Source organism: Marvinbryantia sp., assembly GCF_047017445.1.
In the GTDB taxonomy this organism is placed as follows: domain Bacteria; phylum Bacillota; class Clostridia; order Lachnospirales; family Lachnospiraceae; genus Marvinbryantia.
In genome coordinates, this window is the sequence record NZ_JBKXTT010000009.1 from 103,324 (window position 1) to 120,310 (window position 16,987).

Consider the following 16,987-nt stretch of genomic DNA (forward strand, 5'->3'; position numbering starts at 1 on the left):
TCACGGGCGATATTCTTTTTCAGCGCCCGCCCAAGATATTCCTCACTGGTACCGCTCACTTGCTTCCTGAATTGTCATAGACGATTTATTACCCCTGTCCGTAAAATAATTTTATTAAAAAAATAGATGCCCTTCCGGACATCTGCAATATAACATTCTTCATTTCTTCATGTCTAATACCTATTCTAAAGTTTCTACCGCAGGCGACAGCGGCACAAACCGCAGATTATCATACTTCTAGCCCAAGATGGAAACAAACAGCGCAGCCAAGCCCCCTCTCTACCATCACGGCCGCATTGTTGATCAGGTTATAGGTTCCCGCTATTATATAATCTGAAACCGATAACCGACGCCCCATACTGTCTGGATCAGTTTGGGGGCGGCCGGATGATCTTCTATTTTCTCCCGAAGCTTATTGATATGTACGGCAACAGTGGCCATATCTCCCACCGCATCCATACCCCATACCCGGTCAAAAAGCTTTTCCTTAGAAAAAACAATATTCGGATTCTGAGCCAAAAATAAAAGCAGTTCAAATTCTCGGCTTGTCAGATCCACCTCCCGGTCATCCTTGTACACCCGGTAGGCGTCCGGATAAATTTTCAGGTTTTTCACCTGAATGCAGCTTTCTGTTTTTTCTTCAAACAATTCATGGATATGAATGTGCGCTTTGACTCTTGCCACCAGTTCCGGAGGACTGAACGGTTTTACGACATAATCATCTGCTCCCAGGCCAAGCCCAAGGATCGTATCAATTTCTTCCTTCCGGGCCGTTACCATAATAATTGGAACCTTTGATTTCCTGCGGATTTCCCGGCAAATTTCATAGCCGTCTTTTCCCGGCAGCATCAGATCCAGTATAACTGCCTGATACTCCTGCTTTTCAAACTGGCATAGAGCCTGAAAACCGTCCTCTGCACAATCTGCGTCCCACCCCTCCGCACGAAAATAGTCCTTTTCCAGCTTTGCGATCAAAGCATCGTCTTCAATAATTAAAATCCTTGTCATTTGTCCGCCTCCTGATCCGCCGCCGGAAATTTCATGATAATAGAAAGCCCATGATGGCTCTGCGCATAAACGATCCCCCTGTGCGCCGTTACAATCTGTTTTACGATCGCCAGCCCCAGTCCGCTTCCTTCCGAACACTTTGTCCGGGAACCGTCCAGCCGGTAGAAGCTGTCAAATATGTTTCGTACAGCCTCATCCGGTACGCCGGGGCCATCGTCTGTAACGGTCAGGCTTACAAAAACGTCTTCACGTTCTATCCGAATACTGATCTGGCTGTGCGCCTTTTCCCGGTACCGTACCGTATTGGAAAACAGATTGTCCAAAATCCGTTTAAATTCCTGGGAATCCAGACAGATCTGAAGATTTTCTCCTTCTATCTCAAAGGATATCTGAATCGCATTTTCTTTGACATAAGCCGCGTTTTCCCGCAGATAGTTCCCGATGTACGAAGCAAGATCTGTCCGCTCCATATGATAGATAAATTCCGGATTCCACTGTTTATTGTAAGCAGACAGATGGTTAAGCAGGGTTTCCATATCCAGCGCCCGCACCTGAATGGCTTTCAGATATTGCTCTCTCTGTTCTTCTGTGTCGGCGATTCCATCCAGCAGGCCGGAAACGTAACCCTTAATCGTCGTGAGCGGCGTCCGCAGATCGTGGGAAATACCGGAAATCAGTTCTTTTCTGCCGCTTTCATACCGTACCCGTTCTTCGGCTGATTCCTTCAGATACCGCTGCATTTCATTAAATTCGCTGCATACTTCTCCCAGCTCATCCTGCCGGTATACCGGAATATCCTCATCCAGATTTCCTTCCCTTACCCGCTTTGCCCCCGCTCTCAGGTTCTTTACGGAAGGGAGAAGAAGCATTTTTAGCCATCGGGAGCAAAGAAAGTTCACAAGAACAATAATTCCAAGCAGCAACGCCAAAAAACCCCACAGATAGGGAATGACATACTTTTGCAGATAGCTCTTCCCCATCCGGCTGCCTGCCATTCCGTCATTGAAAGCAAGGATAGCGCAGGTTTCATCATCTTCCCGGAAGCTGCTTTTAATCACAGAATTCTTTCCATCATTCAACGTAACCGAGTCTGCTTCGGATAAAACGTCTCCTCCAATCTGTCGGATTTCCTGTATCTCGCTTTCTGTCAAATTGGAATACACGGTTTCTCCATCAATGGAAACCGCAAAATGATAATTCATTCTCGCCAGTTCCTGCCTGAGCTCTGTCATTTTAGGCGTCTGCATCAGCTGAATGGCGTCCGGTTCATCCGCCTCTTTTCCTTCCTCATCGCCTTCGATTTCTGCCCAGTTGGTCGCCCATAATTCTTCCTGATATGCGTAAATGATATTTTGCGCAGACAGGACGCCATTTCTGTCCTCATACATTTCCTCCAAAGGCTTCCAGTATTTCTGTCCCGCAGTCTGAATCCATAGGAGTACGAAAACGAAGGCCAGCAGGATAGGAACAAACACCATGATTAAATTGGATAATACGATCTTCTTTTGGATCGTCATAGCTCCCTCCTTACTCTCAGATACTTTTGGTTTATGTCTCCATCATCTGTTTTGCCTGAAATATAAGAATCAATATTACAAGACCCATTCCAAAAATCAGCGCAGTGAGCGCCAGAAGCATGGGCGAAAGCGCCGTGATCTCCAAAAGAGTCGGGAACAGCCATAGAGCTGCGAACGTCCCGATCACCATTGTTACACAGATAAAGATGCGCAGAGCAGTAAACGGTATGCAGCTTTTTATTACGGCGGCCATCGTCGTCAGAATCAGGAGAAAGTACATCATCGTCTGCTTTTGCGCGGCGGGCAGGGGAAGGAACAGGGCGACAAACATCATCATGCTTGTAGCTGTCAGCGCAAAGGGCAGCGCATTCCCAATTGCTTTCTTCAAAAAGCTCCCCTGAATCCTCCTGGTATCGGCTTCAAAGATCGTCAGGAAGGACGGATACGCCTCCATCGCCGCATCAATAAGCGTGATCTGGATCGGGATAAACGGGAATGGAATATTTCCGACCAGACAGATCAGGGATAACAAGAGGGAATAAATGGTCTTAATAAAGAATACCCCTGCTGTTCTTGTCACGTTGTTTACAACCTTCCGTCCTTCCATCACCACCTGGGGCAGATGGGTAAAATCCGATTCCAATAAAACGATCTGCGAAATCTGGCGGCTGGCGTCGCTTCCTTCCGCCACCGCAATGGAGCAGTCCGCCGTCCGAAGCGCCAGCAGGTCGTTGACACCATCGCCTGTCATTGCCACATGATGCCCTTTCCTCTTCAGAGCGGCTACCAGCTCCTGCTTCTGCTTCGGCGTCACTCTGGCAAATACATCATATTCTTCACAGATCCGGTCATAGTCGATATTCTCTCCCAATGCGGACATGTCCACTGCTTTCTCCCAGTGCTTTAGCCCGGCTTTCTTTACCACCATGGATACCGTCTTCACATGGTCGCCGGAAATTACCTTGACTGCCACGCCCTCCCTGTAAAAATAGCTCAGCGTTTCGCCCACGTTTTTCCGGATATTGTCCTCCAGAGTTACGATGTACAGAGGCAGGATATCCGGCGGCAAAGATTCGCCTTCTGTCCAGCCCTGCTTACTGTATCCAATGGCGAGCACCCGGCAGCCCTGATTCAACGCCCCGTCCACTGCCTTCGGACAGCGGCCTAAAATTCTCTCCGGCGCTCCGACGTATATGGTTCCGGCTGTCCCAAAGCTGACGGCGCCCCACTTCCGTTTCGAAGAGAACGGCAGCTTTCCGGCTGGTGCCACGATCTGTTCCGGTTTCCATTCTGCTTTCAGCGCCTGTATGGTTGCATTATTGTCGTCGCTTACCGCCAGATAAGAACGAAGCAGCCTTTCCGCCTCCTCTTTCCCAGGGCTTTCTTCCCCATGAAAAGCGCCCAGATAGGATACGCTCCGTACTTTCATGTTTCCGTCCGTCAGCGTTCCTGTTTTATCCAGGCATAATACATCCACATGGGCAAGCGTTTCCAGTGAATAGATATTCTGTATCAGAATTTTCTTTTTGGAAAGGCGGATCACGCCGTTTGCCAGCGATACGGAGATCAGGAGAACCAGACCTTTCGGGAGCATTCCCAAAAGGGCCGCCGCCGTAGACACCACTGCCGTGTCAAAAGAGCCGCTCCGAAGCAGAAACGCTTCGATAAATAATAAAATGCCAAGAGGCAGAATTAAAAAGCTTGTGAATCTGGTAACCTTCCGCATGGAAGCAAGCAGCTCGCTTCCCGTTTCCTTCTCCGATTTCACCTCATCCGCAAGCTTCCCGATATAGCTTTCGCTTCCCGCATGGGTCACCCGCGCATAGCACTTTCCCGAAATCACGGAGCTTCCGGAAAGAAGCTTATCTCCCGGCTCCTTCACTACGGCGTCGCTCTCCCCGGTCAGCAGCGATTCGTTTACCTCCAGACTTCCCGACAATACCACCGCATCACTGCAGATCTGTCTGCCGCTATCCAGCATCATCACATCGTCCCTGACGATATCCTCCGCTAAAACATTTTTTTCTCTTCCGTCCCGCAGCACCGTTACCTGGGGACGGTTTAACAGCGATAATTCATCTACCAGCTTTTTTGCTTTCAGTTCCTGTGCAATGCCGATCACAATATTCAGAATAATAATCGCAATGAACAGCATATTGGAATATGCCTTTGCAAACAATAAAAGTACGGCGATTGAAAAATTGAGCAGATTAAACAGGGTAAACACATTTTCCCGGATGATCTGCCCGGTTGATTTTGTAATGGAGCGGCGGGGCACACCATTTAGCTCCCGCTGCTTTCTCTCCCTGGCCTCTGCCTCTGTCAAACCTGTGATTTTCGTTTCCATCCTGATTTCCTCCATTCTTAACGCTTCACTTTACGGTTAAAGAATACCTCACGGTTATAAACCACAGAGAAAACAGACTTAAACTCCATATAAACTAGCGGCTTCCCTGCAAAAAAAGTCCGTATTCCCAAATGGAAGACATAAGGAAATACGGACTTTTACATATAAAATATAATAAAGAATCTATGGAATAAGCATAATCAGCGTCCCGGCCACAATGCCCACAAGACCAATGGCGGATTTCTTAGACAGCTTTTCGTGAAACACGATATAAGAAAAGGCCACCGTCACGAGGATGCTCAGCTTGTCGATGGGCGCCACTACACTGGCAAGGCCATCCTGGAGCGCTTTATAGTAGCAGAGCCATGACGCGCCTGTCGCAATGCCGGACAGGCAGATAAAGCCAAGCTCTCCTTTCGGTATTTCGCGGAGCATATGCTGTTTCCCTGTGGCAAACACCATCACCCACGCCATAACCAGTACCACGCCGGTGCGAATAGCCGTACCCAGATTGGATTCCACACCGGAAATTCCCACTTTTCCGAGAATAGAGGTCAGACTGGCGAATACTGCGGAGCCGACGGCATAAAGAAGCCAGTTTCCGCTCTTTGTCTGCCGGACGCTCACATCCTTCTTTTCAATCATCATAAATGTACCAATGGCAATCAGTACAACACCGATCGCTTTTGGCAGGCTGATCGGTTCCTGAAGAAACAGGAATGCCAGGAGTATGGTTAAAATCGTGCTGGACTTATCAATGGGTACCACCTTGTTGATATCCCCCATCTGCAGCGCTTTGAAATAGCACAGCCAGGAAGCCCCGGTAGCCAGACCGGACAGCACAAGAAACAGAAGCGTTTTCCCGTCAATCGCCCTGATCTGATTCTGGGAACCTGCCACAAACACCATTAGCCAGGAAAAGATCAGCACCACAATGGTGCGGATCGCGGTGGCAACCGTGGAATCCGTTTTTCGAATGCCACATTTTGCCAGAATTGAAGTCACTCCCGCAAAGAACGCGGAACCAAACGCAAAAGCAATCCACATACGTCTCACCCCCTAAACCGATACCCTGCGCCCCACACGGTTTCAATATAACGGGGATTTGCCGGGTCTTTCTCCAATTTCTCCCTGAGCCGGTTGATATGCACCGCAACGGTCGCGTTTTCTCCCATGGCTTCCAGCCCCCATACTTTTTCGTACAGAGTTTCCCTGTCAAACACCATGTCCACATTCAGCATCAGAAAAAGCAACAGTTCATATTCCTTGTTTTTCAGTTCTACCTCTTTTCCGTCCACAAATACCCGGTGCGTTCCGGTATTCAGCCGGATTCCGCCCAGAGCAATCTCTGAGGGTGTCTTCTGCGGCTCTGAAAGCCTGCGGTACTGCGCCAGGTTCGCTTTTACTCTGGCCACCAGAACCCCCGGCGAGAAGGGCTTTTCTATATAATCGTCGGCTCCCAGGCCAAGCCCCCGGATCTTGTCAATATCCTCCTGTCTGGCCGTCACCATCAAAATTGGAATGTTCAGCTTTTCGCGAAGCTTCCGGCACACGGCAAACCCATCCATTCCCGGAAGCATCAGATCCAAAAGGATCAGATTAAACTCCCCACTGAGTCCCCGCTTTAAACCGGTTACGCCATCCGCTGCAATTTCAACCTGAAAACCATCAATTTCAAGATAGTCCCGTTCAATGGCGGCAATCGCTTCATCATCTTCAATAATCAATATCTTATCCATCAGGCTTCCTCCTTACCTTCAAATTCAATTTGTATCTCCAGGCCACCCATACGGGAGGGAAGCGCCCGGATACTTCCGCCCATCTGTTCTGCCGCCGCCGCCACGATCGCCAGGCCAAGACCGCTGCCCTGATGCGGATTTTGTCTGGACGGATCGCTGCGGTAAAAGACTTCAAACAAATGAGGAAGAGATTCTTCCGGAACTCCCGGTCCGTCATCAGCAAACGACAAATAAAAGCCACTTTCCTTCCGGTGCAGCGATATTTGGAGATTTCCCTGCTCCTTCACTTTATATTTTAAACTGTTCTCCAAAATATTCGTCGTGATCCGCTGAAACTGGACCGGGTCTGCCTTCAGAGAAACCTCTTCCAGATCCATCGTAATGGAAAGCCCCTTCTGACGGTATTCTTCCTGTCTGGGAAGCACAATATCTTCCATCACCTCGTTCAGACGCAGCTCGCGCAAGTCCTTCGGGTACTCTCCCAGCTCCATTTTGGAAAACAGGAACAGTTGGGAAACAATATGATCCAGATCCTTTGCCTTTGTTTTAATTGTTTCCAGATACCTGCGCTCCGCTTCCGGCGTCTTTGCAATGCCGTCCAGAAGCCCTTCCACATATGCCTGAATAGAAGTCAAAGGAGTACGGATATCATGGGAAATGCCGGCAATCAATTCCTTTCTGCTGCGTTCCTGCTGCTGGATCCGCTGTACCATTTCTTTCAGCCTGCCTGCCATCTCATTGAAATCCTGGCAGACCGGTAAAAATTCATCCTGCCTCTCATATGTGATACGATAATCCAGATTTCCGTCCCGCAGTTCATGCACACCATTTACCAGAATATCCAGCGGCTCTTCGATCCGTTTCCATACAAATTTCGTCAAAAATCGATTGGTAAATAAAATAGAGGCAAAAATGGTAAACAGGATCAAAATTGCCGCCAGAACGACCGCCGTTTTTAAATCGGCATATGAACGCGTGTTATAGTACCCTCCCGTCAGGTAAATCGTATAAGAAATTCCATCTGCTGTAATCTGACGCGCATACAGCATACGTCCGTTTTTCGCAATGGTTGCCTGATTGTCCAATAAATCTGCGGCTGCATATAATGCACTGTCATCGGACTCTTCCTCTCCATAAGTATATACAGACTCCGTCTCAGAATCAACCCTGAGCGTCAGCTGGTTCTTTTCCAGAATCGCCTGAATAGAAGAGAAATCGGATCCATTCTCCAGGCTCTCTTTTACCCCTTCGGAAATCGCTGTACAGGCTACTTCAAATTCATCCTGATCGTGAATCCCGATCCCCATGCCGTGAATCAGGGCAAACCAGATAAATCCCATACAAAGGACCCCGATGAGTACCGTCGCAATTACCGGAACCAGAATCATTAAAATATTAGACCAAAACAGCCTCTTCTTAACCGTCATAGTGTCACCGCCTTTTAAGGATCAGTATAACACATATGAAACGAAAAATTATAAACTCCTGATAAACTATACTGTTTTTTTCTTCTATAACCACTGATCGGCCAGTTCCTTCCTGCTTTCATCAGCCCGCGTAACGATTTTCGCCTGGCTCATTGCTCGCGGAAATAAAATATGCGCCCGGTCATTCTAAACCGAGCGCACCATTCAGGCAGGCGATATCACTTTAACTCTTTTTCTCTTTCATTCTTGCCAGCGATTCCTTTGCAGTCTCCAACACCCTTTCATCCTTCTCATGCGAAAGGCAATACCGCAATTGTGTTTCCACATAGCTTCCCTCTGATTTTCCCAATGCAGCAACAACCGCTCTGCGGATATCCGCATCGTCATCTTCCAACAAACCCACCAAAGTATTTAATGCCCTTTCATTACTGTTTATCTCTCCAAGCCCTTCAATCGCTGCCATACGAATCTCTTTATCTTTATCGCCGGCTAACGCAGCAAGTTTATCTGCATTTCCTTTTCTTACATATTTCTGCACTTTTTCCAATTTACCCATAGTTATTGTCCTTTCTATTTTTATTTTTCCTGCGCCGTCTTTCTTTGCAGATTCCGTATATCTCTGCGAATCCTTCTCTGCACACCGAAGTTTTCTTTCCCGTTTGCTTCAAGATCATGAAGCCTTTTCTCCAGTAACTTAACTTTTTCCTGATTGTTCATTGTTTTTCCTCCTCTTGTTTATTCCATCTTCCGGAACATCCATCTAATGATATATTCTCCAGCATTTTCCACACGACATTCCCAAATATGGTCAGATCGCTTTCACTGATCCCCGCAGTCAATGTATCCTCCAGCAACTGAACCTCTTCATTGATCTTATCCTTTAATGCATTGCCCGCCGGGGTCAGGCATACCTCCTTTAACCGATCGTCGCCGGAAACCTTTTTGCGGGCGATCATATTCCTCTTTTCTAACTTTTTTAGCTGTAAGGAAAGGCTTGCGCTCTTTACATTCAACGCTTCTTCTATATCCTTTTGATAAATTTTCCTGCCTAAATCGTTACTAAAAAGGAAATAAAGAATGCGCGTCTGCGTTCCGTTTTTATCTGTGATCAGATTAAATTCCCTGCGGATCTGATTTGCCAGCCTCAAAACTGAGTTCGCATATTGTTTTTGCGGCATTTTTCCACCTCCTGTACCGTATTTAAACCGCGCTTCTAATAAATTTTTCCAATTGCTCCTGATCAAACTTTGGAATATAGTTTTTCTTCATAAAACTGATTTCACGCTCAGATGCAGCATGAAAATTTCTGGCAGATATACGTCCGCGCACGTCATATAGACCATTCTCGAAATACAGTGCACAGTGTTCTTCGATCCGATTAATCATTATTACAGAATCCTTAATTCTCTGATGCAATATATTGGCAAGCCAATAGCATCCGCCGGTCAGAAACTTATTTTTCCAATCTTCTTCTGCAAAATAATTCTCTAAAGCACATAATATTTTTCTATAATAAGGCAGTTTTATCATCTCTTTCTATCTGCAAAATTGCAGTCTTCCCTTTATCATTTCCCTCATTGATTACCAGTATGATTTTTTATTTTCAGGCGATTTTTTTCTGCCGAATTAATTTTGCATAGTAACGGTCAACGTATACTGCATAGATAATGCCGCCGATAATATATGCTGCTGCTGTGAGCGCAAATCCAGTTGATAAGCCGATACCTTCCTGAAATATTCCCATTACAAAGGAACCGATACCGATACCAATATCATAGGAAAGCAGATAAGTAGCATTTGCTGTGCCTCGTTTTGGCGCCGGTGTTGTTCCGGTTACAAATGACTGGAATAAAGGCTGAAGAATACCATAACCAAGACCTAATAAAAATCCGGCTAAAAGCAAATGAACTCCACTATCCATAAAGAAATAACTCGCCATTGTGAAAAACAAGATCACTAAGCTTAACACGACAAGAATTTTATGCTTACCGGCATCAATCATCTTCTGTGTGGAAAATTTTGAAATTAGCATTCCTGCCACCAGGAAGATATAGAAATACGGGATCACCGAAGACAATCCCTTTTCCTGTGCAAAAATGGATGAATATGCGATCACTGCCCCAAATGGGATCATGATAAACATCATATTGAACATGAACGGTAACGCCGGTTTATAAAATGCATCTGCCAGAACAAATTTCTTACGTTCTACCTTCGGATATTCGATCCTGCAGAACGATACACAGATCAGAGCAATTACTGTTAAAACAAATAAAACAACAAAAGATGCTTTACTGCTTAAATGGTTCTGGACCTGGATACCGATAAACGGACCAGCCGCCATCCCCAGCGAAATAGTGAGCGCAAACCGGTTTACCCCTTTTCCCGCCATGCTTGGCGGAAGTACATCTCCGGCCAATGTTGTCGTCGCAGAACCACAGACGGAATAAACAACGCCCATGTACAAACGAAGCAGCACCAGCACTCCATAAACAGGAAATGCAGCAAACCCTAAAAACGGCAGACAAAACAGAGCCAGAAACAGCATATAAACATGATAACGATTAAAATTATCCAATATATAGCCCGCAAATGGCCTGAATAATACCGTGGTTACCGACATTGCCGTTAAGACGATACCAATTCTGGAGCCGGTGATCCCATTCTCCTGACAGTAAATCGGCAAAATAGGTACAGAGGCATAAAAGGTAGCCATCATCAACAGGTTCGTAATAAAAAGCAATACAAATTTTTTATTCCATATTTTTTCCATATGCTTTCGGGATGCCTGAATTTTTACATCCACTTCCTCCTTTTTTATTTAATGATTATATCAGCTTTCTACTGTACCTTTAATTGAAAATATGTTATTATTCATAACAAACCGTTATTAAAATGAGGAAATTAAATGACGATAGATAATTTAAAATGCTTCATTCTTGTTGCCGAAAATTTAAGTTTTGCAAGAGCCGCAGAAGCTCTGTATATTTCTCAGCCGGCTGTTACAAAACAGATCAACGCACTGGAACACGAACTTGGCGTAACTCTTTTTGTCCGTTCTACCCGGCACGTAGAGCTTACGCCTTCCGGCATATCTTTTTATAAGGATGCCAAAGATATCGTCATGAAATCACAGGCTGCTGTTTCCCGTGTGCAAAGACAGTATGTCAATTCTCAGTCCATCCGGATCGGGATGAGTAATCCTGCTGCACTTTTTTACTTAGCGCCGATCCTGACAAAATTTCATTCTGCATATCCAGACATACGCCCGGATATTGAATGCCCTGGCTACAAAATTATATTAAATCTTTTTCTTGAGGATAAAATAGATGTCCTTTTCTATTACAAGGAAAATATGCCAAAAAAATCCGGCATCCATTTTATAGAATTGCAAAAAGACAAGTTAATATGTCTGATGTCTGCCACACATCCTTTTGCCGGGAAAGACTCCATTGCTTTGAGCGATCTGGAAAATACGACGATCATTGCCTGTAATCCGCTTAACGCACCGCTCTCTATTTCTGTCTTTCAGAAACAGTTGGCAGAACATCACTCTGCGGATAAGATTTTTTACTGCAATAGTCTCGAAATTGCACATTGTCTGGCCTCGTCAGGTTTTGGAATTGCAGTACTTCCTCAAATATTAACATTGAAATCTCCGGAATATGTTGTTGTACCTCTTTCAGAAGATATAGAACTCTCATTCGGTATTTTCTACCACAAGCGGCATACGAATTCCGCATTAGACAAGTTTTTAAAAATGTTTTCCAGGTAAGAAAGGGATCAGGAGGATTATCATGGATAAAAATTATGAACAAAAAGAAGCAAAACTAATGAAAGCATTAATTGACCGATGTGGTATGCAATACATTGTCGATACAGCCGCAGAACTTTTTGGGAACCCTGTATTCGTCTGCGATCTGGGATATAAAATCATATGTTATAGTGACCACGATTCCGTTTATGATGATTTCTGGGAACATATGAAAAGCCGCAGCTACAGTATCCCGGAACAGATTTCACAGATTATGCGTACCGGTGACTTCTCCAAAATATATTCTTCCGACAAGCCTCGCATCGGGAAATATCCTTTTGCTGATTTTCCCTTTTTAGCGGCCAGAGTACGGGACGGTGCACAGCCCCTCGGACACATTTGTGTATATGGATGCCGCAGGCCTTTTGAAGAACAGGATAAAGATCTTCTAATCCTTTTTTGCAAGGTCGTTTCCTATGAGATGCTGTACAGAGGCTTATCCACGCCCTTTCAGATTCCCTATTATACTCTGCTGGCAGATCTGCTGGAAGGAGTCCTCACGGATAAAAGCGAGCTGGAAATGCGTCTCAAATGTCTGGAGCTGCCCGCCTTTACCCATATGCTTCTTGCCATAATAAGCTTTAAAAGCCCTATGGTGCAGGCTGTAACGTTTTATATCCGGGAATATCTGATGCAGAACCTGCATCACTCCCTGAGTATCGTATATAAAGACCATATCGTACTCCTGGTTCCTGAAACGATACTGAAAAATCATCTTCTTGAAAAAAGCCTTGCCAGCTATGGAGCAAATATTGACTATAAAATTGGGATCAGCAATCCCATCCCTGACCTGTTGGATTTAAAAATTTATTATGAACAGGCGCAAAATGCAGTCAGGATTGCAGAAATTCTGAATCTGGAGGATCGGCTCTGCCTATACCGCCGCCTCTCTGTCTACCAGATTCTCCTGCTTGCAGAAAAGGAGATGGATCTGCGCTATCTCTGCAATCCCGCCATCCTGGAAATGCAAGCTTACGACCGCCAGCACCACACAGAATATCTGAACGATCTGGAATTATACTTAAAATGCGGAAAAAATATTAATAAAACTGCAAAGCTGGCCTGTGTCCATAAGAATTCCATGTATTACCGGATCTCCAAGCTGGAGGAGAAATTTTCTCTGTCCTTATCAGACGAAGAAACCTGCTTTTCCCTGCAGTTGTCCTTAAAAATCCTGCAGCTCCTCAATCATTAACAGAAACATGGAATGTTTATCCCCGTTCAAAAACAGAATCCTGCCTGTACCACCCGGTGTTGGAAAAATTTCCAAAACCGGGTGTGTGTTTTCTGATGTTTGCCCGATGAAATTGTCTCGCAGCATTGCTATATTAAATCTATCGATCAACGAACAAAAAACACAGGAAAGCTTGTCTTTCAGAAGGAGGAAACATGAAGCGAGTTGCAGAAATGATTTACATTGTCCCTGAAAAGCGGGATGAATATCTCCGGAAATGGCTGAACCCAAGCCTTGAAACACAGCAGATTCTCTGGATTCATGGTATCCGGAATCAATATTACTTTAAACTGAACGAATTTATTATGATGACGTTTGAATATGTGGGTACTAAGTTTCAGGAAGATATGAACGCTATTGCAAAATACCCGGAAATTGATGCGCTTCTTGTGAAAAAGCGCAGAAAAGATGTCCCCAGGGAAGAGCGCGGTACCACCAACTGGTGGGCGCCGGTGAAACGCCTGGGAAGTATCCTGACCGAAAGTCCGATGCCGGAAGACCGGGATGAGGAATTATCCCTGACCGAGCAATACCATGAGATGCTCAGCGGCCGTATGGGGACTGAATCTTCCGGATACGATATTTCCTATGATGAGGATGACTGGAGCGAATCCATTCATATCTAATTTTTTACGTGTGTTCTGCGGACTTTCCGCAAACAATATCAAAAAAATCACAATAAGGAGGCTATCATATGACAGCAAATTATGTTATGAAACCCATTGAAAACGATCAGAAATATACGGATAGCTGTGTCATGGCTCCCATGCCGCAGAATTCAGAAATTTCCTATTCGCCTTTTGAACCGCCTTACGCGGATGTAAAACATCTGTTTTACAACTTCTTTACCCCTTACGTTCAGCCTTATGAATATACCGGCTGGAGAGATGAGCAGCTCTCCTGGGAAAAATCTGTATACATCCACGCAGGCTTAAGCTGCTCCCCCTATTTCCGTTTCCAGGGACCGGACGCTTTAAAATTCCTCCAGAAACACTGCACAAACAGCTTTGCAAAATATCCGGTAGGTTCCGGAAAGCACGTGCTTACCTGTAACGAAAAAGGACAGCTTACCTGTCACGGAATGATGTTTAAAGTAGCAGAAGATTGTTACGATACATATTTTATGATGTCCCTCGCCGCTTATTATCAGGCAGAAGCTTCTGAGTATGATATGCAGTGCATTGACCTGACCGGTAAGAAATTCCTGTTCCAGATCGGCGGGCCGAGAAGTCTGGAATTGCTGGAGAAGGTTACCGGAGAAGATCTTCACGATATTAAATTCATGAGATTCCGTCATACCACCATCAATGGAAAAGAAGTGCGCATCGCCAGAATGGGTATGGCCGGGACGCTGGCCTACGAGCTGCATGGCGACACCGAAGATGCCTATGAATTATATGACCTGATTTACCGTGCCGGAGAAGAATTTGGCATTCGCCGTCTCGGATGGCACACCTACATGATGGAACACACCATTTGCGGATACCCCCAGACCTCCTATCACTTTACCTGTGACATCCCCGGTTTCCCGGACAATACCGGAAATGTCAGCGGAAGTATCGGAAAAGAAGCAAGCGGCTACACCGACCCGTATTCTCTCGGCTGGGGCTTCTGTGTTAAATTTGACCATGATTTCGTGGGGCGGGAGGCTCTTGAACAAATAAAAGAAAATCAGAAACGCGATATGGTTTCTCTTGTATGGAATCCGGAAGATATCCTGAAGGTCCATGCTTCCCAATTTACCGATGACCCGTATTGCCCGATCGACGAGCCAAACGATCTTGCAAAAGACTACCGTGTAGCCATCCACCAGGATAAGGTGCTCGATGCAGATGGAAATATGATCGGTGTCAGCAGCGGCCGCATGATGAGTTTATACTATCATGAAATGGTGTCTCAGTGTCAGCTAGATCTCGCCTTCTGCAAAGAAGGAACCGAAGTATACGTTCTCTGGGGCGAACCGGGGACAAAACAGATCAAGATCCGGGCTACCGTTGCACGTTTCCCGTATTTTAACGAAAACCCAAACAATAAACTCGACGTAGAGACGATTCCAAGATACAATAAATAACCGAAAGAACAGCCAGCCCGAAAGAATATACGGACTGGCTGTATCGTCAGAAATTAATTGGTAAGCTGATCCTCTGTCGTTTTCTTATCACTGGTACCCCAGGAATTCCTGCCGCCCTCTCGGTCTAAAATTCCATCCGCTCCAGGATATCCTGCCATGCCTCCCCGTCTATCTCCTCGTCATGAAACAGTTTCCTTCTGTCCTCTTCCGTAATCTTACGAATAACTCTGCATGGATTACCTGCCGCGATACACCAGTCCGGGATGTCCCTTGTCACCACGCTGCCGGCGCCGATCACCACGTTGTCTCCTATGTGTACGCCGGGGCATACCACTGTATTTCCCCCGAACCATACGTTATCCCCTACCGTCACTTCCTTGCCATACTCATATGCCGAATTGCGGCTGACCGGATGAATGGGATGCCCCGCCGTGTAGATTGCCACATTGGGGGCCATCTGACAGTTATCGCCTATCCTGATCTTTGCCACGTCTAAAAGCGTACAGTTATAATTTGCAAAGAAATTCTTTCCCACCTCGATATGTTTTCCATAATCGCAGTAGAACGGCGGGTTCACAAAAGCGTCCTCAGATTTCCCGAAAAGCTCCTTCACGGTTTCCTTAATCCCTGCAAAATCCGACCGATCCATAAAATTCAGTTTCTGCAGGATTTTCCTGCATACAAGCTGTTCCTCAAAGACCGTATCATCCGAAATATAAGCCAGGCCTGCATCCCGGCGCTGTCTGTTTGTCATATCCATTTTCACTAATCCTCCATACATTAATTTTCAGGCTGGTTGTCGAACCGCCTGTCTTTAAAATAATATTCCCGCAAGAAAAAACAGAAACGAAACAGCCGCCTGATATCTTTTATTTTACAATATCATGTTTTTATAATAAAATCATTCAACATTCTCCGTTTTTATATAACAATTTCCCATTTATGAGGTGATCTTATGTATAACAACACAAAATACTGCTCCGTGTTCAATTCAGATTCTTCTGAAACGGTTGCATATAATAACCCTCTGTTCCCCGCCTATGTGGTATACGGACTCCTTTCCTCCTATCCGGACTATTCTTCCGTCAGCCACTGGCACAAGGATCTGGAGTTTATTCTGATAAAAAAGGGAACTATGACCTATAATGTAAACGGCCGGCTGATCGATCTGGAGAAAGGCAGCGGAATCATGGTAAACAGCTATCAGCTCCACTATGGCTTTTCTGCGGAACATAACGAATGCGAATTTGTCTGCATCCTGCTCTCCCCGGAATTATTGCAAGTGAACGATTGGTTTTACCAGAACTATATTGAGCCTGTCACCGAAAATTCAGCATACCCTTACCTGTATCTTAGCCGGAATGGCTGGATGGCGTCCGTCATGGAAAAACTGGATGAGATTTATGATTCTTTTGGCAAAATCCCCACAGAACCTTTATCCTATTTTGAATTGATGGAAGATTATTTTATGCTCATGAAAATATTGTATGAAAATCTCGATATTGGAAGCCAGACACGGAAACCGGAATCTCCCGACCTGTCTTCCCTCCGAAACATGATGGCCTACATAGAGGAACACTACATGGAGCACATCACTCTGGCAGATATCGCCCTGTCCGGCGCCTGCTGCAAAAGTAAATGTTCCCTGCTCTTTAAAAAGTATCTACGCGATACCCCTATTACTTATACCACGAAGCTCAGGCTGCGGAAAAGCCTTTCCACGCTGCTTGGTTCAAATAGCAGCATCGCTGACATAGCCATCAGCTCCGGCATCGCCCCTTTTCCTATCGGCATATAAGTAAGAGCCATTCCATAAATGAACAGCTCCCG

At 45.6% G+C, this 16,987-nt stretch carries 17 protein-coding genes; 5 read left to right on the forward strand and 12 right to left on the reverse strand.

What is annotated here, in order from left to right:
- Positions 1–324 precede the first annotated feature (324 nt).
- From ACLU9Q_RS12105 to ACLU9Q_RS12155, 11 genes are all read right to left on the reverse strand, one after another.
- Positions 325–1,008, reverse strand: coding sequence for a response regulator transcription factor (locus tag ACLU9Q_RS12105; protein ID WP_296832733.1), 684 nt, complete (start codon positions 1,006–1,008; stop codon positions 325–327).
- The gene (locus ACLU9Q_RS12110; RefSeq protein WP_296832736.1) at positions 1,005–2,525 is read right to left on the reverse strand and encodes a sensor histidine kinase; all 1,521 of its coding nucleotides are present in this window, start codon (positions 2,523–2,525) and stop codon (positions 1,005–1,007) included. Before ACLU9Q_RS12110 ends, ACLU9Q_RS12105 begins: the two co-directional genes overlap by 4 nt.
- A 31-nt stretch (positions 2,526–2,556) precedes the next feature.
- Positions 2,557–4,872 (reverse strand): HAD-IC family P-type ATPase, encoded by a 2,316-nt coding sequence (locus tag ACLU9Q_RS12115; protein ID WP_412625303.1) that lies wholly within the window; start codon positions 4,870–4,872, stop codon positions 2,557–2,559.
- 183 nt (positions 4,873–5,055) lie between these two features.
- Entirely contained in the window at positions 5,056–5,919 is an 864-nt protein-coding gene (locus ACLU9Q_RS12120; protein WP_296832742.1) for an EamA family transporter, read from the reverse strand.
- A 5-nt stretch (positions 5,920–5,924) separates the two neighbouring features.
- Positions 5,925–6,611, reverse strand: coding sequence for a response regulator transcription factor (locus ACLU9Q_RS12125; RefSeq protein ID WP_296832746.1), 687 nt, complete (start codon positions 6,609–6,611; stop codon positions 5,925–5,927).
- Positions 6,611–8,038, reverse strand: a complete 1,428-nt coding sequence (locus ACLU9Q_RS12130; protein WP_412625305.1) for a sensor histidine kinase — start codon at positions 8,036–8,038, stop codon at positions 6,611–6,613. Before ACLU9Q_RS12130 ends, ACLU9Q_RS12125 begins: the two co-directional genes overlap by 1 nt.
- A gap of 223 nt (positions 8,039–8,261) precedes the next feature.
- Positions 8,262–8,594 carry a HEAT repeat domain-containing protein gene (locus ACLU9Q_RS12135; protein WP_302591317.1) on the reverse strand — a complete coding sequence of 111 codons (333 nt, stop codon included), beginning with the start codon at positions 8,592–8,594 and terminating at the stop codon, positions 8,262–8,264.
- A 20-nt stretch (positions 8,595–8,614) separates the two neighbouring features.
- On the reverse strand, positions 8,615–8,755 hold the full coding sequence (locus ACLU9Q_RS12140) for a hypothetical protein (protein ID WP_302591315.1): 141 nt from the start codon (positions 8,753–8,755) through the stop codon (positions 8,615–8,617).
- Positions 8,752–9,216, reverse strand: a complete 465-nt coding sequence (locus ACLU9Q_RS12145) for a MarR family winged helix-turn-helix transcriptional regulator (RefSeq protein ID WP_296832757.1) — start codon at positions 9,214–9,216, stop codon at positions 8,752–8,754. The genes ACLU9Q_RS12140 and ACLU9Q_RS12145 overlap by 4 nt, the downstream gene beginning before the upstream one ends.
- A gap of 22 nt (positions 9,217–9,238) precedes the next feature.
- Entirely contained in the window at positions 9,239–9,568 is a 330-nt protein-coding gene (locus tag ACLU9Q_RS12150; RefSeq protein WP_296832759.1) for a hypothetical protein, read from the reverse strand.
- Between the two features lie 73 nt (positions 9,569–9,641).
- On the reverse strand, positions 9,642–10,811 hold the full coding sequence (locus tag ACLU9Q_RS12155; RefSeq protein ID WP_298514043.1) for an MFS transporter: 1,170 nt from the start codon (positions 10,809–10,811) through the stop codon (positions 9,642–9,644).
- A gap of 135 nt (positions 10,812–10,946) precedes the next feature.
- Between ACLU9Q_RS12155 and ACLU9Q_RS12160 the strand changes: the two genes are divergently transcribed.
- The 4 genes from ACLU9Q_RS12160 to ACLU9Q_RS12175 all read left to right on the forward strand — a co-directional run bounded on the left by ACLU9Q_RS12160 (position 10,947) and on the right by ACLU9Q_RS12175 (position 15,157).
- Positions 10,947–11,813 carry a LysR family transcriptional regulator gene (locus tag ACLU9Q_RS12160; RefSeq protein WP_296832765.1) on the forward strand — a complete coding sequence of 289 codons (867 nt, stop codon included), beginning with the start codon at positions 10,947–10,949 and terminating at the stop codon, positions 11,811–11,813.
- Positions 11,814–11,835: 22 nt separating this feature from the next.
- Complete coding sequence (locus tag ACLU9Q_RS12165; protein ID WP_296832768.1) at positions 11,836–13,047, forward strand: PucR family transcriptional regulator; 1,212 nt, start codon at positions 11,836–11,838, stop codon at positions 13,045–13,047.
- A 194-nt stretch (positions 13,048–13,241) separates the two neighbouring features.
- The gene (locus ACLU9Q_RS12170) at positions 13,242–13,712 is read left to right on the forward strand and encodes a hypothetical protein (RefSeq protein WP_412625309.1); all 471 of its coding nucleotides are present in this window, start codon (positions 13,242–13,244) and stop codon (positions 13,710–13,712) included.
- 68 nt (positions 13,713–13,780) lie between these two features.
- Complete coding sequence (locus tag ACLU9Q_RS12175; RefSeq protein ID WP_296832775.1) at positions 13,781–15,157, forward strand: aminomethyl transferase family protein; 1,377 nt, start codon at positions 13,781–13,783, stop codon at positions 15,155–15,157.
- Positions 15,158–15,281: 124 nt separating this feature from the next.
- Here ACLU9Q_RS12175 and ACLU9Q_RS12180 read toward each other — a convergent pair whose 3' ends face one another.
- Complete coding sequence (locus ACLU9Q_RS12180; protein ID WP_412625342.1) at positions 15,282–15,911, reverse strand: sugar O-acetyltransferase; 630 nt, start codon at positions 15,909–15,911, stop codon at positions 15,282–15,284.
- A gap of 201 nt (positions 15,912–16,112) precedes the next feature.
- Between ACLU9Q_RS12180 and ACLU9Q_RS12185 the strand changes: the two genes are divergently transcribed.
- Positions 16,113–16,955: an AraC family ligand binding domain-containing protein gene (locus ACLU9Q_RS12185; RefSeq protein ID WP_412625312.1), complete on the forward strand. Its 843-nt coding sequence runs from the start codon at positions 16,113–16,115 to the stop codon at positions 16,953–16,955.
- Positions 16,956–16,987 lie beyond the last annotated feature (32 nt).

Bases quoted from the DNA above. Each gene is read 5' to 3' on its own strand.
- ACLU9Q_RS12105 (WP_296832733.1), bottom strand. From the start codon at position 1,008: ATGACAAGGATTTTAATTATTGAAGACGATGCTTTGATCGCAAAGCTG.
- ACLU9Q_RS12150 (WP_296832759.1), bottom strand. From the start codon at position 9,568: ATGATAAAACTGCCTTATTATAGAAAAATATTATGTGCTTTAGAGAAT.
- ACLU9Q_RS12115 (WP_412625303.1), bottom strand. From the start codon at position 4,872: ATGGAAACGAAAATCACAGGTTTGACAGAGGCAGAGGCCAGGGAGAGA.
- ACLU9Q_RS12110 (WP_296832736.1), bottom strand. From the start codon at position 2,525: ATGACGATCCAAAAGAAGATCGTATTATCCAATTTAATCATGGTGTTT.
- ACLU9Q_RS12170 (WP_412625309.1), top strand. From the start codon at position 13,242: ATGAAGCGAGTTGCAGAAATGATTTACATTGTCCCTGAAAAGCGGGAT.
- ACLU9Q_RS12135 (WP_302591317.1), bottom strand. From the start codon at position 8,594: ATGGGTAAATTGGAAAAAGTGCAGAAATATGTAAGAAAAGGAAATGCA.
- ACLU9Q_RS12140 (WP_302591315.1), bottom strand. From the start codon at position 8,755: ATGAACAATCAGGAAAAAGTTAAGTTACTGGAGAAAAGGCTTCATGAT.
- ACLU9Q_RS12165 (WP_296832768.1), top strand. From the start codon at position 11,836: ATGGATAAAAATTATGAACAAAAAGAAGCAAAACTAATGAAAGCATTA.
- ACLU9Q_RS12175 (WP_296832775.1), top strand. From the start codon at position 13,781: ATGACAGCAAATTATGTTATGAAACCCATTGAAAACGATCAGAAATAT.
- ACLU9Q_RS12180 (WP_412625342.1), bottom strand. From the start codon at position 15,911: ATGACAAACAGACAGCGCCGGGATGCAGGCCTGGCTTATATTTCGGAT.
- ACLU9Q_RS12160 (WP_296832765.1), top strand. From the start codon at position 10,947: ATGACGATAGATAATTTAAAATGCTTCATTCTTGTTGCCGAAAATTTA.
- ACLU9Q_RS12120 (WP_296832742.1), bottom strand. From the start codon at position 5,919: ATGTGGATTGCTTTTGCGTTTGGTTCCGCGTTCTTTGCGGGAGTGACT.
- ACLU9Q_RS12155 (WP_298514043.1), bottom strand. From the start codon at position 10,811: ATGGAAAAAATATGGAATAAAAAATTTGTATTGCTTTTTATTACGAAC.
- ACLU9Q_RS12185 (WP_412625312.1), top strand. From the start codon at position 16,113: ATGTATAACAACACAAAATACTGCTCCGTGTTCAATTCAGATTCTTCT.
- ACLU9Q_RS12145 (WP_296832757.1), bottom strand. From the start codon at position 9,216: ATGCCGCAAAAACAATATGCGAACTCAGTTTTGAGGCTGGCAAATCAG.
- ACLU9Q_RS12130 (WP_412625305.1), bottom strand. From the start codon at position 8,038: ATGACGGTTAAGAAGAGGCTGTTTTGGTCTAATATTTTAATGATTCTG.
- ACLU9Q_RS12125 (WP_296832746.1), bottom strand. From the start codon at position 6,611: ATGGATAAGATATTGATTATTGAAGATGATGAAGCGATTGCCGCCATT.